19 protein-coding genes are annotated in these 23,657 nt (G+C 59.9%); 8 read left to right on the forward strand and 11 right to left on the reverse strand.

What is annotated here, in order from left to right; genetic code table 11:
- The first annotated feature begins 58 nt into the window (after positions 1-58).
- Positions 59-2,488, forward strand: a complete 2,430-nt coding sequence (locus ICA15_RS21390; protein ID WP_210554547.1) for a TonB-dependent siderophore receptor — start codon at positions 59-61, stop codon at positions 2,486-2,488.
- A gap of 95 nt (positions 2,489-2,583) precedes the next feature.
- Here the strand turns inward: ICA15_RS21390 and ICA15_RS21395 are convergent, their stop codons facing one another.
- Positions 2,584-3,459, reverse strand: a complete 876-nt coding sequence (locus ICA15_RS21395) for an AraC family transcriptional regulator (protein WP_210554548.1) — start codon at positions 3,457-3,459, stop codon at positions 2,584-2,586.
- 139 nt (positions 3,460-3,598) lie between these two features.
- Between ICA15_RS21395 and ICA15_RS21400 the strand changes: the two genes are divergently transcribed.
- Positions 3,599-4,501: a DMT family transporter gene (locus ICA15_RS21400; protein ID WP_210554549.1), complete on the forward strand. Its 903-nt coding sequence runs from the start codon at positions 3,599-3,601 to the stop codon at positions 4,499-4,501.
- A gap of 20 nt (positions 4,502-4,521) precedes the next feature.
- Here the strand turns inward: ICA15_RS21400 and ICA15_RS21405 are convergent, their stop codons facing one another.
- The 4 genes from ICA15_RS21405 to ICA15_RS21420 form a co-directional block, all read right to left on the reverse strand.
- Positions 4,522-5,031 (reverse strand): DUF2165 family protein, encoded by a 510-nt coding sequence (locus ICA15_RS21405; protein ID WP_150617183.1) that lies wholly within the window; start codon positions 5,029-5,031, stop codon positions 4,522-4,524.
- A 135-nt stretch (positions 5,032-5,166) separates the two neighbouring features.
- Positions 5,167-6,141 (reverse strand): 2-hydroxyacid dehydrogenase, encoded by a 975-nt coding sequence (locus ICA15_RS21410; RefSeq protein WP_210554550.1) that lies wholly within the window; start codon positions 6,139-6,141, stop codon positions 5,167-5,169.
- 788 nt (positions 6,142-6,929) lie between these two features.
- Positions 6,930-7,304 (reverse strand): DUF6124 family protein, encoded by a 375-nt coding sequence (locus tag ICA15_RS21415; protein WP_150617185.1) that lies wholly within the window; start codon positions 7,302-7,304, stop codon positions 6,930-6,932.
- A gap of 380 nt (positions 7,305-7,684) precedes the next feature.
- A complete protein-coding gene (locus tag ICA15_RS21420) occupies positions 7,685-8,653 on the reverse strand; it encodes a LysR family transcriptional regulator (protein ID WP_210554551.1) in 969 nt (322 codons plus the stop codon).
- A 280-nt stretch (positions 8,654-8,933) separates the two neighbouring features.
- Here ICA15_RS21420 and ICA15_RS21425 point away from each other — a divergent pair, with 280 nt between their 5' ends.
- The 4 genes from ICA15_RS21425 to ICA15_RS21440 all read left to right on the forward strand — a co-directional run bounded on the left by ICA15_RS21425 (position 8,934) and on the right by ICA15_RS21440 (position 13,923).
- Positions 8,934-10,433 carry an efflux transporter outer membrane subunit gene (locus ICA15_RS21425; RefSeq protein WP_210554552.1) on the forward strand — a complete coding sequence of 500 codons (1,500 nt, stop codon included), beginning with the start codon at positions 8,934-8,936 and terminating at the stop codon, positions 10,431-10,433.
- A 230-nt stretch (positions 10,434-10,663) separates the two neighbouring features.
- Positions 10,664-12,856: an FUSC family protein gene (locus ICA15_RS21430; protein ID WP_210554553.1), complete on the forward strand. Its 2,193-nt coding sequence runs from the start codon at positions 10,664-10,666 to the stop codon at positions 12,854-12,856.
- Entirely contained in the window at positions 12,846-13,046 is a 201-nt protein-coding gene (locus ICA15_RS21435) for a DUF1656 domain-containing protein (RefSeq protein WP_007914106.1), read from the forward strand. Before ICA15_RS21430 ends, ICA15_RS21435 begins: the two co-directional genes overlap by 11 nt.
- Positions 13,047-13,056: 10 nt before the next feature.
- Positions 13,057-13,923: an HlyD family secretion protein gene (locus tag ICA15_RS21440; RefSeq protein WP_150617188.1), complete on the forward strand. Its 867-nt coding sequence runs from the start codon at positions 13,057-13,059 to the stop codon at positions 13,921-13,923.
- A 144-nt stretch (positions 13,924-14,067) separates the two neighbouring features.
- Here the strand turns inward: ICA15_RS21440 and ICA15_RS21445 are convergent, their stop codons facing one another.
- Positions 14,068-14,466, reverse strand: a complete 399-nt coding sequence (locus ICA15_RS21445; RefSeq protein WP_210554554.1) for a DUF4440 domain-containing protein — start codon at positions 14,464-14,466, stop codon at positions 14,068-14,070.
- A complete protein-coding gene (locus ICA15_RS21450) occupies positions 14,463-15,833 on the reverse strand; it encodes an MFS transporter (protein ID WP_210554555.1) in 1,371 nt (456 codons plus the stop codon). The genes ICA15_RS21445 and ICA15_RS21450 overlap by 4 nt, the downstream gene beginning before the upstream one ends.
- A 109-nt stretch (positions 15,834-15,942) precedes the next feature.
- Between ICA15_RS21450 and ICA15_RS21455 the strand changes: the two genes are divergently transcribed.
- Positions 15,943-16,824 carry a LysR family transcriptional regulator gene (locus ICA15_RS21455; RefSeq protein ID WP_210554556.1) on the forward strand — a complete coding sequence of 294 codons (882 nt, stop codon included), beginning with the start codon at positions 15,943-15,945 and terminating at the stop codon, positions 16,822-16,824.
- Between the two features lie 130 nt (positions 16,825-16,954).
- Here ICA15_RS21455 and ICA15_RS21460 read toward each other — a convergent pair whose 3' ends face one another.
- Positions 16,955-17,779 carry an SDR family oxidoreductase gene (locus ICA15_RS21460; protein ID WP_210554557.1) on the reverse strand — a complete coding sequence of 275 codons (825 nt, stop codon included), beginning with the start codon at positions 17,777-17,779 and terminating at the stop codon, positions 16,955-16,957.
- Between the two features lie 38 nt (positions 17,780-17,817).
- Positions 17,818-18,282: a hypothetical protein gene (locus tag ICA15_RS21465; RefSeq protein ID WP_042557745.1), complete on the reverse strand. Its 465-nt coding sequence runs from the start codon at positions 18,280-18,282 to the stop codon at positions 17,818-17,820.
- 183 nt (positions 18,283-18,465) lie between these two features.
- Between ICA15_RS21465 and ICA15_RS21470 the strand changes: the two genes are divergently transcribed.
- Positions 18,466-21,249 (forward strand): RHS repeat domain-containing protein, encoded by a 2,784-nt coding sequence (locus ICA15_RS21470; RefSeq protein ID WP_210554558.1) that lies wholly within the window; start codon positions 18,466-18,468, stop codon positions 21,247-21,249.
- Between the two features lie 79 nt (positions 21,250-21,328).
- Here the strand turns inward: ICA15_RS21470 and ICA15_RS21475 are convergent, their stop codons facing one another.
- The gene (locus ICA15_RS21475; RefSeq protein WP_150603712.1) at positions 21,329-22,780 is read right to left on the reverse strand and encodes a mannose-1-phosphate guanylyltransferase/mannose-6-phosphate isomerase; all 1,452 of its coding nucleotides are present in this window, start codon (positions 22,778-22,780) and stop codon (positions 21,329-21,331) included.
- Positions 22,781-22,988: 208 nt separating this feature from the next.
- Positions 22,989-23,645 carry an alginate O-acetyltransferase AlgF gene (locus tag ICA15_RS21480; protein ID WP_042557747.1) on the reverse strand — a complete coding sequence of 219 codons (657 nt, stop codon included), beginning with the start codon at positions 23,643-23,645 and terminating at the stop codon, positions 22,989-22,991.
- Positions 23,646-23,657 lie beyond the last annotated feature (12 nt).

Genomic DNA, 23,657 nt, shown 5'->3' on the forward strand with positions numbered 1-23,657 from the left:
AGTGACTGAAACTGCGAGTCATTCGCATCCGTTGCGGTTCTACACAGGTCATTGAGCAATGAAGTCCAGGGCAAAATCGGGTTCGGTCAAACAATGGTTGGGCGTTTCGGCATTAAGTTTTTCGGCATTGGCGCTGTTGCCGATGAGCGTCGCACTCGCCGCTGAAACCGTCAGCAGCCAGGCGCAAAAGCAATTCAATTTCGCATTGGTTGCCAAACCGTTGCCGCAAGCCCTGAGCGACTTCAGCCGCGTCACCGGGCAAAGCGTGGTCTACACCGATGAAGCGCCGTACGGCCTCACCGCGCCAGCCGTCAATGGGCAGATGAATGCAGAACAAGCGCTGCAACGCCTGCTTGCCGGTTCCGGCCTGAGCTTTCGCCGCACCGACAGTCACACCCTGGCACTTGAGCCGCAGCCCACCGAAGGCGCGCTGAATCTGGGCGCTACTACCATCACCTCGATGCGCGATGAGTCGACGAGTTACCAGCCGCCGCCAACCAGTTCGGTGATGCGTTCCTCGGCCTCGCTTCAGGAAATCCCGCAGACCGTCAACGTCATCCCCGCGCAGGTCATTCGCGATCAGGCGCCGCGCAATCTCGACGACGCGCTGGCCAACGTCAGCGGTATCACCCAGGGCAACACGCTGGGCAGCACCCAGGACTCGGTGATGACCCGCGGTTTCGGTGACAACCGCAACGGCTCGATCATGCGCGACGGCATGCCGATCGTGCAGGGCCGTGGCATGAACGCCACGGTCGATCGCGTCGAAGTGCTCAAAGGCCCGGCCTCCTTGCTGTACGGTATTCAGGACCCGGGCGGCGTGGTCAATCTGGTCAGCAAGAAACCTGAACTGACGCAATACAACGCCTTGACCTATACCGGCTCGACCTACGGCGATGGCAAGAACGGCAGCGGCGGTACCTTCGACAGCACGGGCGCACTGGGCGATTCCGGGCTGGCCTATCGCATGGTGGTGGATCATGTCGACGAAGATTACTGGCGCAATTTCGGCACGCATCGGGAAACGTTGATCGCGCCTTCGCTGGCCTGGTACGGCGAACGCACCCAACTGTTATTCGCCTACGAACATCGCGAATTCCTCACCCCGTTCGACCGTGGCACGCTGATCGATCCGCGCACCAATCACCCGTTGGATATCTCGCGCAAGCAGCGTCTCGACGAGCCGTTCAACGACATGGAAGGGCGTTCGGATCTGTATCACTTCGAAGCCGATCACGAGCTCAACGACGACTGGAAAGCCCACTTCGGCTACAGCTGGAACCGCGAAACCTACGACGCCAGCCAAGTCCGCGTAACCGCTATCGACACCAACAAAGGCACGCTGACCCGCAGCATGGACGGCACCCACGGCGCGATCAGCACCGACCGTTTCACCACCGCCAGCCTCGAAGGCAAGGTCAAGGTGCTGGGCATGCAGCATGACCTGGTGTTCGGCGTCGATGACGAGTACCGCAAGATCTACCGCGCCGACCTGATACGCCAGAAAAGCCTGAGCACCTTCAGCTACACCAACCCGGTGTACGGCCGTGAAGTCGAGGGCTCCACGGTCAGCGCCGCCGACAGCGCGCAGACCGATGAACTGCGCAGCGACTCGGTCTTTGTGCAGGACTCCATCCACCTCAACGACCAGTGGATTCTGGTCGCCGGCGGACGTTTTCAGGAGTACGACCAGTACGCCGGCAAAGGCGTGCCGTTCAAAGCCAACACCGACAGCAACGGGCAGAAGTGGGTGCCGCGCGCCGGTCTGGTGTATCGCTTTACCGACGAGTTGTCGTTCTACGGCAGCTACACCGAATCATTCAAACCCAACTCGACCATCGCCCCGCTGAGCGGCAGCAGCACCGTGCTCGACGGCAGCATCGCGCCGGAAGAAGCGAAGTCGTGGGAGCTGGGTGCGCGACTGGATATGCCGGGGCGCATCACCGGCAATATCGCGCTGTTCGACATCAAGAAACGCAACGTGCTGGTGGCCAATTCCGAAGGCCCGACGACGATTTACAGCGCGGCCGGTGAAGTGCGCTCCCGCGGTCTGGAAGTGGACCTGACCGGTCAGTTGAGCGACCGCTGGAGCATGATCGGCAGCTACGCCTACACCGATGCCGAAGTCACCGAAGACCCGGAATACAAGGGTAAGCGTTTGCAAAACGTGGCGAAGAACAGCGGCTCGTTGTCGGCGGTGTATGACTTCGGCAGCGTGATCGGCGGTGATCAGTTGCGCGTTGGTGCCGGGGCGCGCTACGTCGGCGAGCGGGCGGGTAACGCGGTGAATGATTTCGATCTGCCGAGCTACACCGTGGCCGATGCCTTCGCCACTTACGACACCAAAATCGAAGGGCAGAAGGTCAAGTTTCAGCTCAATGTGAAGAACCTGTTCGACCGCACTTATTACGCGTCGGCGGCGAGCCGGTTCTTTGTGTCGATGGGGGATTCGCGGCAGGTTTCGTTGTCCAGCACATTAGAATTTTGAGGTGCCTGCAAAAGATCGCAGCCTTCGGCAGCTCCTACAGGGGAATGCATTTCAAATGTAGGAGCTGCCGAAGGCTGCGATCTTTTGATCTTGCTCTAACGCAAAAACGCCTGCCGATACTCCCCCGGTGTCCCACCCAAAACCTGCCTGAACCGATTGGTGAAATGACTCGCACTGGCAAACCCGCACGCCAATGCAATCTCCCCCAATGGCAACGCTGTCCCCCGCAACAACTCTCGCGCCCGGCTCAAGCGCCGCGCCAGCACGTATTGATGCGGCGGCAGCCCGAAGCTCACGCGAAACATTCGCGCAAAGTGATATTCCGACAGCGCGCACAAACCGGCCAATTGCCCGAGGCTGATCGGCTCGGCCAACTGACTGTCGATGAAGTCCACCAGTTGCCGACGCTGGTGCGGTGCCAGCCCGCCCTTGAGGCGCAAACCCTGACGCGCACCGACCTGGCTGAGCAAGGTATGGCTGATCAATTCATGGGCAATGCTGCTGGTCAGCAAACGTTCGGCCGGCTCGTCCCAGTTCAGGTTCAGCAGTTGCCGAAAGCGCTGCGCTTGCTGCGGGTCTTCGAGAAAGGTCTGCTCGCGCAGTTGCATCTCGCGCGGCTCGCGATCGAGCAACGTCACACAACCGAGGGCAAATTGCTCGGCACTGAAATACAGGTGCGCCAGACGGATATCGCCATTGATCACCCAGCCTGATTCGTGATCCGCCGGCAAGATGCACAGTTTGTCCGGCCCGCCCTTGTGGCCCGGCTGACCGCGACGAAACGTGCCAGTGCCACCGGCGATATAGCAGGAGAGGGTGTGATGGCTCGGCGCTTCGTATTCCTGGGCGTCGTGATGATTGGTCCACAAAGCCGCAGACAAGCCGTCACCGAGTTCGACGCTGTGCACAAGGCATGCGTTCTGCGAGCGGTTAAGCGCTTGGAAGACTTGCAGGTTTTCGATGGTGGCCATGATCGGTTCTCTTCAACGACTTGCATCCTACTCCGTCGCATTCGCGCTGCCAGCCAGTCGGCCGACAAAAGCGCAAGTTTATGCAAGCGGGATTTCCATGTCGCGACGGACACTGAAATCCAATTGAGGAGCGTCTGCCATGAACCTGTCGTTGTATCTGCTGACCGTGCTGATCTGGGGCACCACCTGGATTGCCTTGAAATGGCAATTGGGCGTGGTGGAGATTCCGGTGTCGATCGTCTACCGCTTCGGTCTCGCCGCGCTGGTGCTGTTTGCGCTGTTGCTGCTCAGCCGGCGGTTGCAACCGATGAACCGGCGCGGGCACCTGATCTGCGTGGCGCAGGGCGTGTGTCTGTTCTGCGTCAACTTCATGTGCTTTCTGACCGCCAGCCAGTGGATTCCCAGCGGTCTGGTGGCGGTTGTTTTTTCCACCGCAACCTTGTGGAACGCGCTCAATGCGCGGGTGTTCTTCGGCCAGCGCATTGCCCGCAATGTGCTGATGGGTGGGGGCGTGGGGTTGTTCGGCCTGGGCCTGTTGTTCTGGCCGGAACTGGCCGGCCATCAGGCTACGCCGCAAACCTTGCTCGGTCTTGGCCTGGCACTGTGCGGTACGTTGTGTTTCTCGGCGGGCAATATGCTCTCGAGCCTGCAACAGAAGGCCGGGCTCAAACCCCTGACCACCAATGCCTGGGGCATGGCTTACGGTGCCGCGATGCTGTCGGTGTGGTGTCTGGTCAAAGGCATCCCGTTCGAAATGGACTGGAGCCCGCGTTATGTCGGCGCGTTGTTGTACCTGGTGATTCCCGGCTCAGTGATCGGCTTCACCGCCTACCTGACGTTGGTTGGGCGAATGGGGCCCGAACGTGCAGCGTATTGCACAGTGCTGTTTCCGGTGGTGGCGTTGAACGTTTCGGCATTTGCCGAAGGCTATCAATGGACAGCGCCGGCGCTGGCGGGCTTGGTACTGGTGATGCTGGGCAATGTGCTGGTGTTTCGCAAACCACGTATGTCCGTATTGCCGAGTCAGGGCAAACTGGCCTGAAATTTTTGAGCGTTGCGCGTTCAGCGCTCAACTTTCATAACCATGTAAATCAATACCGGAAGTATAAAGTCGATAATGTGTCGGGCCCAGTCCTTGGCATTCCATGATTGTGAGGTGTCCATGTCGAACCATTCAACGCCGATGGTTTGCAGGCCCACGTAATATATGAATATGGCGATCATCAAACCGATAATCGAGAGTTTCTTGGCGTCGTGGAAGGCTTCTGCTGATTCGTCCAGCTTTTGATAAAGGTGATAAGTGCCCAGCAGGCAGCACACGGTGTAAATCACTTCCAGGGTTATGATGAGCCAGTAAATGCGGTGGTGCAGCATGGGCGATGTGATTGCTCTATAACGAATGTTTTCGTTGGTTTTAGTGGTGTCCATACTGAGGATGTGCCCGACATATTCATAGTTTGACGGGTAGTCAGTGAAATTGCTGTATATCACCAGAATGCCAAAGAAGCTGATGTAGGCCATCAGCATTATTTTGCTGTAGCGGACAAGTTGGTCGGTGCTGAGGTTTCTCAAGTTTTATACTCTCCAGAGAGGTTTTTGTCTGGCGAGTTTATAGCGGCAGTGTTTATTTCGTTGTTCAGTAAAGTTGCAAGTTATGTGTTTCGGGAGAATGAACGGGCAAGTGCTGCAGAGCACTTGCCCTGTTTTTTATCCTCGCCAGACCTGCGGGTTGACCAGATCCTGCGGACGTTCGCCGAGCAGCGCGCTGCGCAGGTTGGCGAGGGCGCGATTGGCCATGGCTTCGCGGGTTTCGTGGGTGGCCGAGCCGATGTGCGGCAAGGTCACGGCGTTTTTCAGCTGGAACAGCGGCGACTCGGCCAGCGGTTCTTTTTCGTAGACGTCGAGGCCGGCACCGCGGATGCGGTTGTTTTGCAGCGCCTCGATCAGTGCCGGTTCATCGACCACCGGGCCGCGGGAGATGTTGACCAGAATCGCGCTCGGCTTCATCAGGGCCAGTTCACGATAGCTGATCAGGTGGCGGGTCTTGTCACTGAGTGGCACCACCAGGCAGACAAAGTCGGCTTCGGCCAGCAGTTGGTCGAGGCTGCGAAATTGTGCGCCGAGTTCTTGCTCAAGTTCGGTCTTGCGGCTGTTGCCGCTGTAGATGATCGGCATGTTGAAACCGAACCGACCCCGGCGGGCGACGGCGGCGCCGATGTTGCCCATGCCGACGATGCCGAGGGTTTTGCCGTGTACGTCAGAGCCGAACAGCGGGGCGCCGACGCTGGCTTGCCATTGGCCTGCCTTGGTCCAGGCGTCGAGTTCGGCGACGCGGCGGGCGCTGCTCATGATCAGCGTGAAGGCGAGGTCGGCGGTGCTTTCGGTGAGCACGTCCGGGGTGTTGGTGAGCATGATCCCGCGTTCGTTGAAGTAGTCGAGGTCGTAGTTGTCGTAGCCGACCGACACGCTGGAGACCACTTCGAGTTTTGTGGCGGTTTCGAGTTGGGCCTTGCCGAGTTTGCGGCCGACGCCGATGAGGCCGTGGGCGTGGGGCAGGGCTTCGTTGAACTGGGCGTTGATGTCGCCGGCTTTTGGGTTGGGGACGATGACGTCGAACTCTTGTTGCAGGCGTTCGATCATTGGGGGGGTGATGCGGCTGAAGGCCAGGACAGTCTTTTTCATCGTTTTTGGCTCTTGTTCGGGCTTGATGCCAAGCAAGCTAACATTTTTGTTTTGGGGTGTCTTGGCGGCCTTTGGGCCGACCATGTTCTTGGGGGGGTTGGGTGTATATCCGTTGCTTGGGGTGTTGCTGATCAGGGTTCCGCGCTTACGGCGGGTCACTTTTTCCAGACGCCGAAAAAGTAACCAAAAAGGCTTGCTCCTACGTGCGGCCCGCTCGCTGGGGCTCGGGGTTCCTTCGCTCCGGGATCGATCCGGGCGCAGCGTCTACGGTTTGCTTCGCTGCACCTCCTTTCGCTGTGTTTGGCTTCGCCAAACGGTCGCTGCGCTCCCACGCCCGGATCAATCCCTGCGCTCAGCCTTCCGACGTCGCCCGTGGATCAAGATCAAGAGCTTTACTCGAGCTAACGCTCATTGTTGAGTGGGGCGGCATTCGCCGCGTGCGGGTTGTACTCATCTCCCGTGTAGGAGCTGCCGATGGCTGCGATCTTTTGATCTTGCTGATGGCGGCCTGACAGCCGACCGGTCTTTGGCGGGTGCACTCCTTTCAAATGTGGGAGCTGGCCTGCCAGCGATGGCGGCCTGACAGCCGACCGGTCTTTGGCGGATGTACTCCTTTCAAATGTGGGAGCTGGCTTGCCAGCGATGGCGGCCTGACAGCCGATCGATTTTTAGCAGGTTGTATGCGATTCAAATTGTAGGAGTGAGCCTGCTCGCGATGACGGTGTGTCAGGCACCAACGATGTTGAATGTGAGCCTGCAATCGCGAGCAGGCTCACTCCTGCAAGGGGTCAGCTGTGTGGCGCGGGTTGGGGTATGTCGACGTTATCCAGCACCCGATTCACCGCCAGTTCCGCCAGCATGATGATCTGCTGAATCGCCAGAATCGTCCGGCGCTGCGGAAGGTCGACGTACGCAGCAATGTCACTGCTCATGAGGCTGGCTTGCGCCAGTGATTCGCAGGCGTGGACGAGGAGGCTTTCGTTGTCTTGGTCCGGCGCGACCTGGAACATGGTGCTGGGTTTGTGGAAGCGCAGGGTCAGGGCGTTGGGTTTGAGGTAGTGGTCGAGGGCGCGCTCGGCGGCTTCGTGGAATTTCTTCGAACCGGCGGCTTCGTAAGGCGTGGTGTTATCCGCTTCGGGTGGATTGGGTGTTGGCTTTTTCAAGGTGAAACTCCATTCGGGATGTGGAGTTCGCCAGACGCTGCGACCAAGCAGAAGGGTGGCGAACCGTACGCGGGTTGGTCGACCAGGGAATGGAAACCCGGCAGGGCCGAGGCCCTCCCACGCACAGCTCGCCATTAAGCAAGCTTGAAAAGTGCGCCATTCTAAACCCGGACGACCAAGTCCGGTCGCTGATTCGTCAGCGACACCCAAAGCCTATCCACCGCACTTCCGACGGACAACCTTCAAAACCTGTCGGAAACTTCCGCGAAAACCACGAAATGTAGGAGCTGCCGTAGGCTGCGATCTTTTGATTTTTAAACATCAAGGTCAAAAGATCGCAGCCTTCGGCAGCTCCTACAGGTTTCACGGTGTGTTGAAAATCACTTGGCGACTCGGGCTCCGGCGAGGCTGCCGCTGAGTTCGTAGGCGGCCAGTTCCGCCTGATGCGCTGCGAGAATTTCCGGCAGGGAGCCGCGCAGGTACTCGACCCAGGTCTTGATCTTCGCATCCAGGTATTGGCGCGACGGGTAGATCGCGTACAGGTTCAGTTCCTGCGAGCGGTAGTTCGGCATGACCCGCACCAGCGTGCCGTTGCGCAAACCTTCGATGGCGGCGTACACGGGCAGGACGCCGACGCCCATGCCGCTGATGATTGCGGTTTTCATCGCGTCGGCAGAGTTCACCAGAAACGGTGAGCTATTGATGGTGACCATCTCCTGACCTTCCGGGCCGTCGAATGCCCATTTCTCCAGCGGGATCACCGGGCTTACAAGGCGCAGACAGGCGTGGTTGAGCAGGTCGCTGGGCTTTTGTGCGCAGCCGTTGGTTTTCACGTAGGCCGGTGAGGCACAGACGATGCTGTAGGTGATGCCCAGGCGCTGCGAGACGAAGCCCGAGTCCGGCAGTTCGCGAGCCAGCACGATGGAGACGTCGTAGCCTTCATCGAGCAGGTCTGGCACGCGGTTGGCCATGGTCAGGTCGAAGGTCACGTCGGGGTGTGTCTTGCGATAACGGGCGATGGCGTCGATGACGAAGTGCTGGCCGATGCCGGTCATGGTGTGCACTTTCAGCTGTCCGGCCGGGCGGGCGTGGGCCTGGCTGGCTTCTGCCTCCGCTTCTTCGACGTAAGCGAGGATTTGTTCGCAACGTAGCAGATAACGCTTGCCGGCCTCGGTCAGGGCGATGCGCCGGGTCGTGCGGTTGAGCAGTCGGGTTTGCAGATGGGCTTCCAGGTTGGAGACCGCGCGCGAAACGTTGGCGGTGGTGGTGTCGAGTTGCACGGCGGCGGCGGTGAAGCTGCCGGCTTCGGCCACGCAACTGAAGGCGCGCATGTTTTGCAAAGTGTCCATGGGGTGCTCTCAAGGCAGATGGCAAATTGTGACACGAAGTTTCGGGGCCGAAACCCCCGACCAAGGGATTATCTCGTTAACGGTAACAAAGATTCACAAGATTCCCAGCTTATCGCGGCCAAGGCGCCCACCTAGAATTGCGCCGTTCCCTGTAGGAGCTGCCGAAGGCTGCGATCTTTTGATTTTGTTTTAAGGGATCAAGATCAAAAGATCGCAGCCTGCGGCAGCTCCTACAGAGTGAGTAAGCCCCGCCATATCCCCTTCTCAGGAATTCGCAGCTGTGCCGCGTCGCATCAACAGAGCGCTTTTGCCGCTCAGTGTTCTGGCTTTCGCCCTGGGTCTCGGCGGCTGCATCTCAACCGAAGGTATTGCCCCGCAGGGCAAGGCACTGCAAGCCAATGCACTGGCTACCGACGACGCCATCGCCCACGCCGCCCGTGACGCCAATTGGCCCACCGCACAATGGTGGCAAGCCTACGGCGACCCGCAATTGAACCGCTGGATCGACCTCGCCGTACAAGGCAGCCCGAGCATGGCCATGGCCGCCGCGCGGGTGCGTCAGGCCAAGGCCATGGCCGGTGTCGCTGAAGCGGCCGAGTCGTTGCAGATCAATGGTGAGTCAACGCTCAAGCGCCACAACTGGCCGACCGATCAGTTCTACGGTCCGGGCGAGCTGGCCAACACCACCACCTGGGACAACAACGCCGCGCTGGGTTTCAGTTACGCCCTCGACCTCTGGGGACGCGAAAGCAATGCCAGCGAACGGGCGGTGGATCTGGCGCACATGAGCGCTGCCGAGGCGCGATTGGCGCAGTTGGAGTTGCAGAACAACATCGTGCGTGCCTACATCGAACTGTCGCTGCACTACGCCCAGCGCGACATCGTCGCCGCGACACTAAAGCAGCAACAGCAGATTCTCGATCTGGCGCAAAAGCGTCTGGACGGCGGGATCGGCACGCACTTTGAAGTCAGCCAGGCGCAAACGCCGTTGCCGGAAACCCATCGGCAACTCGATGCGCTGGACGAAGAGATCGCCCTCAGTCGCAATCAACTCGCCGCACTGGCGGGTAAAGGCCCGGGTGACGGCGCGCAGTTGCAGCGCCCGACGCTGGCCCTCGGTGCGGCGCTGAAACTGCCTTCGGCACTGCCCGCGCAATTACTCGGTCAGCGTCCGGATGTGGTCGCCAGTCGTTGGCAAGTGGCGGCGCAGGCGCGTGGCATTGATGTGGCGCACGCCGGTTTTTATCCCAACGTCGATCTGGTCGGCAGCCTCGGTTTCATGGCCACTGGCGGTGGGGCGCTGGAGTTTTTGACCGGCAAGAAACTCAATTACAACGTGGGGCCGGCGATCTCGCTGCCGATCTTCGACGGAGGGCGACTGCGTGCCGAACTGGGTGAAGCGTCGGCCGGTTTTGACATCGCCGTGGCGCATTACAACCAGACGCTGGTCAATGCGCTGAAGAACATCTCTGACCAGTTGATCCGCCGTGAGTCGATGGACAAGCAGCAAGAGTTCGCCGCCGAATCCGTGGCCACCGCGCAGAAGACTTACGACATCGCGATGATCGCTTATCAGCGCGGCCTCACCGATTACCTCAACGTGCTCAACGCGCAAACACTGCTGTTCAAACAGCAGCAAGTGCAACAGCAGGTGCAGGCAGCGCGGTTGAGTGCGCATGCGGAATTGGTGACGGCGCTGGGTGGTGGGCTGGGTGCGGGGAATGACGTGCCGAGCGACGAGAAAACCCAAGCCCCGAAAACTCCGATGCTCCTGCGTTGAACACCCAACTACTGCACACCAATCCTGTGGCGAGGGGATTTCTGTGGCGAGGGGATTTATCCCCGATGGGCTGCGCAGCAGCCCCAAAACCAGCGTGCGCGGTGTGTCTGTGAAAACTCGATTGCATTGGTTGGGGCCGCTTCGCAGCCCATCGGGGATAAATCCCCTCGCCACAGGGTTTTCCATGTACCTAAGTAAAACTTCCTGCCGACAACCATGAGCAAGTTTAAATGACTCCCTTGCCCGCCCCCCTGCGCTGGCTCTACTCCCTGGAATGGCGCCGGGGTTTTTTTGACTGGGCGCGCAGCGATGGCGTGACCTGGGTCTACATCTTCAAGGTGTTGCTCGCCGCGTTCCTCACCCTGTGGCTGGCGATGCGTCTGGAATTGCCGCAACCGCGCACGGCGATGATCACCGTGTTCATCGTCATGCAGCCGCAAAGCGGGCAGGTGTTCGCCAAGAGTTTCTATCGCTTTCTGGGCACGCTGGCCGGCTCGGCGATGATGGTCACGTTGATCGCGCTGTTTGCGCAGAACACCGAGCTGTTCCTCGGCTCGCTGGCGATCTGGGTTGGCATCTGCTCGGCCGGTGCCGCGCGTTGCCGTAACTTCCGCGCCTATGGATTCGTGCTGGCGGGTTACACCGCCGCAATGGTCGGGTTGCCGGCGCTGGCCCACCCGGACGGCGCGTTTATGGCGGCGGTTTGGCGGGTGCTGGAGATCTCGTTGGGGATTCTCTGCGCCACCGTGATCAGCGCCGCGATCCTGCCGCAAACCGCCAGTGCGGCGATGCGCAACGCTCTTTATCAGCGTTTCGGCGTGTTCGCGCTGTTCGTCACCGATGGCTTGCGCGGGCGTAGCAAAACCGAATCCTTTGAGGCGACTAACGTGCGCTTCATTGCCGAAGCGGTGGGGCTGGAAGGGCTGCGCAGCGTGACCGTGTTCGAAGACCCGCACATGCGCCGGCGCAATGGTCGCCTCAGCCGTTTGAACAGTGAGTTCATGGGCATCACCACGCGCTTCAACGCCCTGCACCAGTTGCTTGAACGCCTGCGCGGCAATGGCGAGGCGCACGTCGTGGCGGCAATCAGGCCGGGTCTGCAGGACCTCGCCGAAGTGCTCGACGCCTTCAGCGGTCGTGCCCTGACCAGTCCCGATGCTGCACGCCTGGCGACGGCGCTTGCGACCTATAAAGAAGGCCTGCCAGCGCGGGTGCGTAGCCTGCGCGCGACGTTTCAGGAAAGTGAGCCGAGCGACGCCGAGCAGCTGGATTTCCACACCGCTTACGAGTTGCTCTATCGCTTCGTCGATGACCTGCACAGTTATGCACAGACCCATGCGTCCTTAGCCGATCACCGCCACGAACGCGAGCGTTGGGATGAGCCGTTTACCCCGCAAACCAACTGGTGGGCAGCGGCTGCTTCGGGGATTCGCGCCTCGTTCATCCTGATCGTGCTGGGCAGTTATTGGGTGGCCACCGCGTGGCCGAGCGGCGCGACCATGACCCTGATTGCCGCCGCCACGGTGGGGCTGTCCGCCGCCACGCCGAACCCGAAACGCATGGCATTCCAGATGGCGTGCGGCACATTCCTCGGCGCGCTGATCGGCTTCTTCGAGATGTTTTTCATCTTCCCGTGGATCGACGGTTTTCCATTGCTGTGCGTGATGCTCGCGCCGGTGATCGTGCTCGGTTCGTTTCTTACGTCGCGGCCGCAATACGCCGGTGTCGGTCTCGGTTTGCTGATCTTCTTCAGCACAGGCTCCGTGCCGGACAACCTGACGGTCTACAACCCGTACACCTTCATCAATGACTACATCGCCATGGTCATCGGCATGCTGGTCTGCGCAGCTGCCGGGGCGATTATTCTGCCGCCGAACAGCCGCTGGTTGTGGCAACGGCTGGAGCAGGATCTGCGCGGGCAAGTGGTCTATGCGATCAGCGGCAAACTCAAAGGGCTGGCGTCGAGTTTCGAGAGCCGCACCCGCGACCTGCTGCATCAGGCCTACGGTCTGGCGGCCGGTGAGCCGAAGGTCCAGAAGAACTTGCTGCGCTGGATGTTCGTGGTGCTTGAAGTCGGCCACGCGATCATCGAGTTGCGCAAGGAGCAGGCGATTTTGCCGGTGCATCCGGCGTACGCCGAATCGCAGCCGTGGCGTCAGGCGATCCGGGTGATGGGGCGCTCGCTGGTGCGGCTGTTTCTGCACCCCAACGCCAGCAATCTGGAGCGCGCACTGGTCGCGGTCGATCACGCGATCAGTCGTGTCGCGGCCACCGATGAACCGTTCGCGCCGCACTTCGATACCTCGGCGTTGCGTCGGGTGAAGAGCTATCTGCACTTTATCCGCACGTCCTTGCTCGACCCGCAATCACCGCTTGCCGCGTTCGCGCCCGCCAAGCCCGAAGGACTTGCCCATGCCTCGTGAAATCGCCTTCCACGGCGTGTACATGCCGACCATGACCTTGATGTTTTTCATCGCTGCGGCGCTGGCCTGGGCGGTGGACCGGTTCTTGTCGGGGTTCGATCTGTACCGCTTCTTCTGGCACCCGGCGCTGCTGCGCCTGAGTCTGTTTACCTGTCTGTTCGGCGCGATGGCGCTGACTGTCTACCGTTGAGAACGATCTGATGAAAAAGTTTTTCAGCCTGCTCGCGACCCTGCTGGTGCTGGCCCTTGCGCTGTGGATCGGCCGGACCTTGTGGGTGCATTACATGGACACGCCGTGGACCCGCGACGGCCGGGTGCGTGCGGACATCATCAACGTCGCCGCCGACGTCACCGGTGAAGTGGTCAACGTGCCGGTGCGCGACAACCAACTGGTGAAGAAGGGCGATTTGCTCATGCAGATCGACCCTGAGCATTACCGCATCGCGGTGAAACAGGCGCAGTCGCTGGTTGCTTCACGCAAGTCGACGTGGGAGATGCGCAAGGTCAACGCCCATCGCCGCGCCGACATGGACGCGCTGGTGATCTCAAGGGAAAACCGCGACGACGCCAGCAACATCGCAGACGCCGCACTGGCCGATTACCAACACGCGCAGGCGCAACTGGAAGCCGCCGAACTCAACCTCAAACGCACCGAAGTGCGCGCGGCGGTGGATGGCTACGTGACCAACCTCAACGTGCATCGCGGCGACTACGCGCGCATCGGCGAGGCGAAGATGGCCGTGGTCGACATGAATTCATTCTGGGTCTACGGCTTCTTCGAAGAAACCAAACTGCCGCACGTGCGCGTCGGTGATAAGGCCGACATGCAACTGATGAGCGGCGAAGTGTTGAAGGGCCATGTGGAAAGTATTTCTCGCGGCATCTACGACCGCGACAACCCTGAAAGCCGCGAGCTGATCGCCGATGTGAATCCGACGTTCAACTGGGTGCGCCTGGCGCAGCGGGTGCCGGTGCGCATTCACATCGATGAAGTGCCAGAGGGTGTGCTGTTGGCGGCGGGGATTACTTGCACGGTCGTGGTGAAACAGGACGTTGTGGATAACTGAGGCAGACCGAGTCGCTGCCATCGCGGGCAAGCCCGCTCCCACAGGATCCGTCGTGTACAAGATATTTGGGTACACCGCAAAACCTGTGGGAGCGGGCTTGCCCGCGATGCAGGCGCCTCGGTCCTGCAAGAAAATGCCGAACGTCTAAACGCCGCAAAACGTCTCGTGCAAATGCAGCCAGACCACGCGCCCGGATTCGAGTTTTTCAAACACCACAGTCGATTGGCGATCAGTGTGCAACCCACTCGCATCCGACTGCTGCTCTCGATAACTCAGCGTCGCGCCACGTTCATGCAACGCAATCCCGTGCAGTTGGCTGAGCTCAATCCTGAACCCGTTCTTCTTGCCTCCAGCTATTTGAAACAGCCCCCGCAAGGCTTCGAAATCAAGCACGCGACCCAGCGGCGAAATCATCGAAAACCGAGGTGAAAAGCGCGTCAGTAATCGCTCCAGAGCGGTCTCGTCCTCTGCCACGGCAAACCATCGCTCGATGGCCTCGTGCGCCTCGATCACTTCGGCAAAGTAGTCGGTGTAGTCAGTCATGTGGATTTTTCCTGAAGGGCAGGTGAGTTCAGCAGCGCGAGCACTTTGCTCGCATCGAAACGCAGCACGGCGCCCATCGGCAAGAGCGTGAGCAGCGCGGCGGCGAGAAAACAATATTTGAAACCGTTGGCGCCCAATGCGCCCAGCAATGAACTGAGCAGCGCCGCGCCGAGGCAGAAACCGAGCTGGCGATTGATGTTCCAGAGGGCGCTGGAGTGACCCATTTTTTCCGCGCTCATGCCGACAAACGCCAAGGTCTGCGCGGTGACGCTGCACAGGCTGCCGCCCAGGCCCATCAGCGCATAGGCGATTATCAGAGGGCCGGCTGCGGGTTGTTCGATCTGCATCAGCATGACAATGCCCAGGCTTTGCAAAAGCATGCCCGCGATCAGCAGCGGCTTGGGACCGACTCGGTTGAAACTGCGTTTGCCTAGCATGATCGCCAGTCCCGAAGCCGCCGCCCAGGACAGCATCAGTGCACCGGTTTGCGCCGCGCCGAAACCGAGGTCGTGCAGGTACAACACGGCAAGCATGTTGGTACCGGTAAAGACGCCCGGCACAAACAGGTAGATCAGCATTGCCAGACGCAATGACGGGTTCTTGATCAGTTGCAGGTCAAGCACCGCACCAGGTTTGTGCCAGCCATCGCGCAAGTACACGCACAAGGTTAAGGCGCTGAGCAGCAGCACGCCGCCAGCCAGGTGGCGGGTTGCGGTTGCGCTTGCCAGGCTCACGGCAATCAACAACAGGCTCAGGGCCGACACGGCCAACAGCAGGCCGCGTGCGTCCAGTGTCGGTCGTTCGCGGGTGGGTTGGTCTGGCTTCAACCAGAGCAGGCCGAGCCCGAAAGCCAGCAGCGCCATAGGCATGTTCAGGTAGAAAATCCAGCGCCACGACAACGCCTGAACAATCAGTCCACCGGCCGCGGGCGACAGGGCCGGCACCATCAGCGCCACCAGCAGCACCACACCGGTGAAGTGCGCGCGCTGCGTCGCAGGAAACTCTCGGTAGGCCAGGGCCTGACCGACCGGCAGCAGCAACCCGCCACCCAGCCCTTGCAGCAGCCGCCAGCCGATCAGGCTTTCAATCGACCCGGCCTGAGCCACCAGTCCGGACGCGATGGCGAACAACAGCAACGAGCCGAGAATCAGCCGGCGCTCGCCTACCCGTGCCGCCAGCCACACACTCATCGGAATGATCAGCGTCAGCCCGAGCATGTAGGCGTTGGTGATCCACGCCAGTTGCGTCACCGAGGCGTGCAACTGCCGGGCGATGTCCGGGTAGGCAATGCTGGCGGCGAACATGTTGAGCAGGTCAAGGGCGAAACCCAGCAAATACACCAGCGCGACTTTTGAGCGATAGGCCATGGCAACTTCCCTGTGATGAGGCGTGCAGGGTAGGGCGCTTCTGACGATAGGAAAACGCTGGTTTGGCTGCTAGTTTGTCAAAATAATTTTGACAAGGAGCGCCGTGAACATGGTCAGTCTGGACCGTTTTGACACCTTTAAAGCCGTGGTCGAGGCCGGGTCGCTGACCGCAGCCGCCGATACGCTTGGGCAGACGCGAGCGGTGGTGAGCTTCAACCTCAAGCGGCTGGAAGAGGAGCTGGGCGTCACGTTGCTCACCCGCAATACGCGGCAATTGGCGATGACCGATGCCGGCGAGCGCTTCTATCGGCGCTGTTTGCGCACGCTGGATGAAGCGCGACTGGCCATCGAGGAGGCTCGTTCCGAGCACTCACAGCTAAAGGGCACGTTGCGCATCACCACCACCGTGGAATTTGCTCTGGCGCAGGTGGTGCCGGCGCTGGAAGTGTTTCGTCAGCAGCAGCCGCAACTGAATATTCACCTGTCCACTTCCTCGACCCACGCCGATCTGATCTCTGAACGTTTTGATCTGGCGATTCGCCTCGGACGCATGCACGACTCCAATCTGCGCGCGGTGCAGTTGTCGACGTTCGAGGTGTTTGCAGTGGCGGCACCTGAGTTGGTCGAGCAGTTTTCTCCCGTCAGCACCCTGGCGGTGCTGGAGTCGATGCCGACACTGGGGCATGGACGCGTACCGGAAATGACGGTCACCGACCCGGCCGGCAGCGAGCATTTCTATCAGCCAAAACCGGGGACGACTGCGATCGTCGCGGACAACTCGGCAACGCTGCGGGCATTTGCATTGACCGGGCAGGGCGTGGCCATTCTGCCGCAGTGGCTGATCCAGGAAGATCTCGACGCCGGACGGTTACAGCGCTTGTTGGCGGACTACTGTTTTGCCCAGCAAGGCGTGTACGCACTGTACCCGGACACCCGGCATTTGCCGCTGAAGGTGCGAGCGTTCATTGATTTCATGAAAGGCTGGGGCTGAGATTTTGCGGTGATTGCTCCGGCCCAATCGCGAGCAAGCTCGCTCCCACAGGTTATGTAGCGTTTTGGGTTTTCGAGTACACCGAAAAACCTGTGGGAGCGGGCTTGCCCGCGATGAGGTCAACCCGGTCTCAGAGGTTTGCGCGCAAGCCGAACCGCTTCATCAACGTCGATTCCAGCAACCCTTTGGGCAACAGTGCTGCCAACAACGGCAACGCCCGGCTTCCATTGCCGATGCGGATCAGCCGTGGTGGTTTGCTCTGCTGCACGGCTTTAAGCAGTTCAGCAGCAAAGTCTCGGGCCGGTGTCGGATTGTCCTGCGAGGCCTTGGCCCGCGCCCGAATGCCTTCACGCAAGGGAAACCATGGCGATTGCTCGTTGATCAACTGCTCGGCCTCGTGCCCGGCGTTCTTGGCAAAGCTCGACTGAATCGCCCCGGGCTGGACTTCCATCACGCGGATGCCGAACGGTGCCAGCTCCATACGCAACGCGTCGCTCAAGGCATGTACGGCGGCTTTCGAGGCACAGTAGGCGCCGGCGAACGGCGTAACCAAAACCCCGGAAACGCTGCCGATATTCACCACCAGGCCTTTGCCCCGACGCAGCACCGGGAACAGCGCACGGGTGACGCCGACAATCGAGAATACGTTGGTTTCGAACTGACGCTGCATGGCGGGCACGCCGCCGTCGAGCAGCGGGCCCATAGCGCCATAACCGGCGTTGTTGATCAGCACATCGAGGCCGCCGTGTTGTTGATTGATTCGCACGCCAAGTTGCTCAAGTGCCACGCCGTCATTGACGTCGAGCTGCACCGTAATAAACCCGGCTGAGGCCAGCGCGGCGACATCTTCAGCCTTGCGCGCAGTGGCCCAGACTTCGAAACCGGCGTTCTTGAAAGCGTCGGCCAGGGCGCGGCCGATGCCGCTCGAACAACCGGTAATCAACGCAACGGGCATGGCGCATTCCTTGTGCAAAAAAAACGGTGGGGGAGGGATCAGTCGGAGAAACTACCCTGCAATCGCTCGGCGCGAAACTCCAGGGTTTGTGGGCGATAACCGGGCCGCAGCGGCGGCATCGGCAGGCAATCTTCCCAACTGCCACCAGCCTGCAATTCGCCGGGGCCGCGATAGCGCGGGGCAGTGTATTGGTTGTCGGCCAGATTGACGGTGTCGCCCGGTGCATAGGCCGCGATGCGCCAGCGCAGTTCGGTCAGTGGCACGTCGTTGCCGTTGTTCATCTTCAGTTGCAGCGGTCGATCTGCCGGGCATTGTTCGGGCGCATAGCTGATGCGCAGTTCCAGGCGTGCCAGTTGCTTGACCTCGCGGTTGTCCAGCCACACCACCCACATCGCCACCAGTGCGAGGCCGACGGCCGCTGCGACCGAAACCGGTAACGCCTTGGCCGGATAGCGCAGCAACAGGATCAACCAGGTGATGACCAGCAAGACGCCGATGAACATGTTTGAACGCTCCTTTAACTCGTGAGCACCATCCTACCGAAGGGACGCCCCAATAGACATTCGTTGCGCAAGCGAATGCACCGTTGGTCGGAACTGTAATTTCTGACAGTAGGCATTCGTGTCGCCCGACTGCTTTGATGCCGACAGACGAAAAGGACGTCGCTACCGTGCGAAGCAGAACTGATGAGCGTGCACAGCAGAACACCGGCGCTTTCGGCAAACGACCCGCGTGGATTGCCGGTTCGTACCGTCGACTATTGGCGCACCGAGGTCGTTGAACCGGTTCAAACCCGCGTCAACCGCACTCGGCATGACGTAGCCGGGCGCGCCGTCGCCCAGTGGGATCCACGTTTGTGGGCGCTGCAAATCAGCGATCCGCAGACTCCGGCCAATCTGACCTCGGTTTATTCGCTGAACGGCCAGGTGCTGCGCTCGGACAGCGTCGATGCCGGCATACAGATCGCCTTGCATGGGGGCGGTGGGCAAGTGCTGTTCGATTGGGACAGTCGTGGCACTCGTCGCGAAATACAACACGACCCGCTGCTGCGCCCGTTGGCGGTGTTTGAAGAAGGTGAATCGCAACCTCGGCTATGCGTCGAGCGTTTCATGTATGGCGAGCCCGATACGGCTGATCCGACCCGCAACCAGCTCGGCCAGTTGATTCGCCATGATGATCCGGCGGGCAGTGTGTTGTTTGAAACCTTTGCGTTCAGCGGCCAATGCAGCGAAAACACCCGGCATTTCACCCTGGATTCCGTCACCCCGGATTGGCCCGAGCCGATTGATCAACGTGCGCGGTTGCTGGAGCCCGGCGAGGGCGCAACGACCCAATGGCGTTTCGGGCCACAGGGGCAGGTGATCGAACAGGTCGATGCGCGGGGCAATCGGCAGGGCAGCGACTTCACCCTTGATGGCCGCTTGCGTGCCAGCCATCTGCAACTGAAACATCAGTCCGAAGCGCAGGTACTGGTCAGTGACATTCGCTACAACGCTGACGGGCAAGTCACCCAGGAGTTGGCAGGCAACGGGGTGCGGACGACATTAACCTATCGCCCCGAGGACGGCCGTTTGCTGGAACGTCAGGCGAAGAAGGGCAGCGGTGAAGACTTACAGCTTCTTCGCTACGAATACGACCGGATTGGCAATGTGCTGAGCATCGAGGACAAGGCACTGCCGATTCGCTACTTTGCCAATCAGCGCATCGATCCGGTCAGCCGGTTTACCTACGACAGCCTCTACCAATTGAGCGAGGCAACCGGATGGGAGGCGGGGGCTGCCAGTCAGGGGCCAGAGTCTCTGGACCGCAATGATCCGGCGGCGTTGAGTAATTATCGACAGAGCTATCGCTACGATGAATCCGGCAATCTGCTGGAGCTGACGCATGTGGGCGCGCGCAGCGGACGAAAGCTTAAAGCCGCGCGGTTCAGCAATCGCTGCCTGCCTTTTCGCGACGACGTACCGCCCACTGAAGAGGAGATCGCTGCGACGTTTGATTCCCGTGGAAATTTGCGGGCGCTGGAGGCGGGGCGTTCGTTGACGTGGAATCTGCGTAATCAGCTGCAATTAGTCACGCCGGTCGAGCGGGCCAGTGGACTCAATGACCTTGAGCAATATGTTTATGACGGTGACGAACAGCGTGTACGCAAGACGCGCTCATCGCAGACAAACGCCCGTGGCATTGTTGACGAGGTGCGCTATCTACCCGGGTTGGAATTGCGCGACGACACGGCAACTGGCAGACAGCTGCACGTAATCATTGCCGGAGGCGGCCTCAACAGCGTGCGGGTTTTGCATTGGGACAGTGCGCCGCCGACCGGTTCCAACGACCACTACCGGTACACCATCACCGATCATTTGGGATCAACCAGTCTGGAGCTGGGCGAGGATGCCCGGATTATCAGTCAGGAAAGCTTTTACCCTTTTGGCGAGACGGCATGGAGCAAGGACAGCGAAGTCAGTTACAAAACCATCCGTTATTCGGGTAAGGAGCGCGATGCCACCGGACTTTACTATTACGGTTGTCGCTATTACATGCCGTGGTTGCAGCGGTGGCTGAATCCCGATCCGGCAGAGGCTATAGATGGCCTCAATCTTTTCCGGATGGTGGTCAACAATCCAGTATCGCTGATCGACGAAAATGGACTTGTTGCTACGAGCAATTTAACGGGAGTTGGTTCAAGCCGGACCAATGGTCCTTCGTCCGCGCGTCCTCCGATCCCTCCGAGGCCCAATGCATTCCCGACTCCTGGCCGTCCCCAAGTGCCACCACGGCCGACTGCATTCCCGACTCCGATCCGTTCAGCTATGCCCATTCCACCGATTAAAAATATGTCTGCCGAAATGGAAAACGTGACACCTCGTCCACCCAATCCGCAGGTTGATGTGGGTAGAAGCACGCAAACGTCAGGCCCACTGCCATCCTACGCGAGCAGCAGAAGGATGATTGGCCACCATGAATTGATGATTAGTTCGACAGGCGCGGTGATAGTCATGAGGTCGGATAATCGTTCTCCCGACGATATCCGAAGCGCGGGCGGTTTTTTCCCGAAGGAGCCTAGAAAAGACTACAAGCAAATTTTTCGCAATGACGTCACTAAGCAGGGATGGAATGGACATGCCCGCACACATGTCGGGTTTAGTAACCCACGTTATGTCTCGACAGGCATAGATGACCAATCCGGTGGCTACGCTGGTCAGCGCCGCTACCTCTACCGGATGGAAATACCTGGACTGGAAGAGCGAGCGATCAACGATTCAACCTTGGGACTTGCGGCACCCATGTCGTTTAACCCGAATAGACGTATGGATACTCGGCTCTTGATGAGTGCGACAACGGTGGAAGAATCCGATTTTGTGGCAATGATTCCGGGTACTACATCCGAAATGACTTTCATCAACCCGATTCCGAGTGCATTTATTGTGAGCTATAGCGAAGGAGGAACGGGTTCTTGGAAACCATTCCACTGAGCCAATAAAAACCCCCACCCAACCCGCTGCGGATAGGGAACGCAACGGGCTGGGCGAGGGCTTCTTGTCTTACTGAGCGTTACTGCGCGATGGTTTTCACCGACACGCCGCGCTCGATCGGAGTGGAACGACCGTAGATATCTTCAAAGCGCTCGATATCGTCTTCGCCCAGGTACGAACCCGATTGCACTTCGATGATTTCCAGCGGGATCTTGCCCGGGTTGCGCAGGCGATGCACCGACGCGATCGGGATGTAGGTCGACTGGTTCTCGCACAGCAGGAACACGTTGTCATCGCAGGTCACTTCGGCGGTGCCGCTGACCACGATCCAGTGTTCGGCGCGGTGGTGGTGCATTTGCAGCGACAGGCACGCGCCCGGTTTGACCGAGATGTGCTTGACCTGGAAACGCCCGCCCATGTCCACCGAGTCGTAGGAACCCCACGGACGATAGACTTCGCAGTGGTTCTGGGTTTCGCTGCGGCCCTGTTCGTTGAGGGTGTTGACCATCTGCTTGACGCCCTGGACCTTGTCCTTGTGGGCAATCATCATCGCGTCCTTGGTTTCGACCACGACGATGTTTTCCAGGCCGATCACCGACACCAGTTTGCCGTTGCCGTGGATCATGCAGTTCTTGCTGTCCTGAATCACCACATCACCTTTGGTGACGTTGCCATTGGCGTCTTTCTCGTTGACTTCCCACAGCGACGACCAGCAACCGACATCGCTCCAGCCCGCGCTCAGCGGCACGACGCAGGCACGCTGGGTTTTTTCCATGACGGAGTAGTCGATGGAGTTGTCCGGGCAGCAGGCGAAAGTCGCTTCGTCCAGCGTGACGGTGTCGGCGTCATGCTCGCTGCGCTCAAGGGTCAGCAGGCAGGTGTCGTAGATGTCCGGGTCGTGCTTTTTCAGCTCTTCGAGGAAGCGGCTGGCGCGGAACAGGAACATGCCGCTGTTCCAGAAGTAACCGCCGGATTGCACGTATTCGGTAGCGCGTTTGACGTCTGGTTTTTCGACGAAGTGCGAGACGCGGCTGACGCCTTCGGGCAGCAGCGAATCAGCGGTGGACTTGATATAGCCGTAGCCGGTTTCCGGTTTGGTCGCCGGTACGCCGAACAGCACCATTTCGCCGTTTTCGGCAGCGACGGTGGCCAGGGCCAATGCACGTTGCAGGGCTTTCTGGTCTTCCAGTACGTGGTCGGCGGGCAGCACCAGCATCAGTTCGTCACGGCCTTCATTGACCAGCATCATCGCGGTCAGCGCCACGGCTGGCGCGGTGTTGCGGCCGAACGGTTCCATCAGGATGCGCTGGCATTCCAGTTTGCGGTTGGCCAACTGCTCGTTGACGATGAAGCGGTGATCTTTGTTGCAGACCACGATCGGGGTGTCCATGCCTTCGAACACCAGGCGTTCCAGGGTTTGCTGGAACAAGGTGTGTTCGCCGGTCAGGGCGAGGAATTGCTTAGGGAACTGCTTACGCGAAAGCGGCCAAAGACGTGAGCCGCTACCACCTGACAAGATCACCGGAATCATATTGTTTACTCCATAAAATCGATTGGGTTAGAGCCACGAACGCTGTGTCGTTTCACTCTTGTTTTTGTTTCGTACCCAGAGACCGCCGCCATTCCCTGTAGGAGCTGCCGAAGGCTGCGATCTGTTGATCTTGATCTGCAAAAGCAAAGTCAAAAGATCGCAGCCTGCGGCAGCTCCTACAGAGGTCAGCGTCTCTGTGGGAAATTGATTAGCGCGTCGACACCGGGCGTTTCACCCAGACTGGCGACAGGCTGCTGCCGGAACCGGTGACGTACAGCACCGCTGCTTCACCGCGTTCCAGGGCAACCGGCTTCACGTCGCCGACTTTCTTGTCACCTTCGTACAGCGCCAAGCTGACTTTCACCGGGTTGATTTCACGTTCGCCACGGCCCTTGGCAGCCACGGTTTTGACCACTTCAGTCTTGCCGTCGGCAGTCTTCAGGGTCAGCGGCTTGTCGCTGAGGTTCTGCACGCGTACCAGGGATTTCTGCTTGTTCTTGAACGGCGGCTCTTCGATCAGTTGCGGCGCGCCGGAAGCGTTGTTGACCAGGGTGTAGTAGTGATCACCGGCGAGTTTTACCGGCAGGGTCTGGCTGCCGACCTTGGCGCTGTAGTCGCCGCCCGGCATGAAGCTGAAGTCGCTGCTGGCCAGTGGCGCAACATCGCTCAGGTTGGTGCTGCCAACGGTGGCGCTGACTTCAGCGTTGCTGGCGTTATAGATGCGCACGAAGCTCGAACCTTTCGGCGCCGTAGGGCCGTAGAGGGCAGCATCGCCACCAGCGAAGGCAGGTACGGAAAGCACGCTGAGGCCAGCAACCAGAGCGAAGCTTTTAGCGAGACGGCGAGGAGTTGTAGTGAAAGTCATGGTGTACCTCTC

The sequence above is a fragment of the Pseudomonas sp. P116 genome (assembly GCF_020149425.1).
Classification (GTDB): domain Bacteria; phylum Pseudomonadota; class Gammaproteobacteria; order Pseudomonadales; family Pseudomonadaceae; genus Aquipseudomonas; species Aquipseudomonas anatoliensis.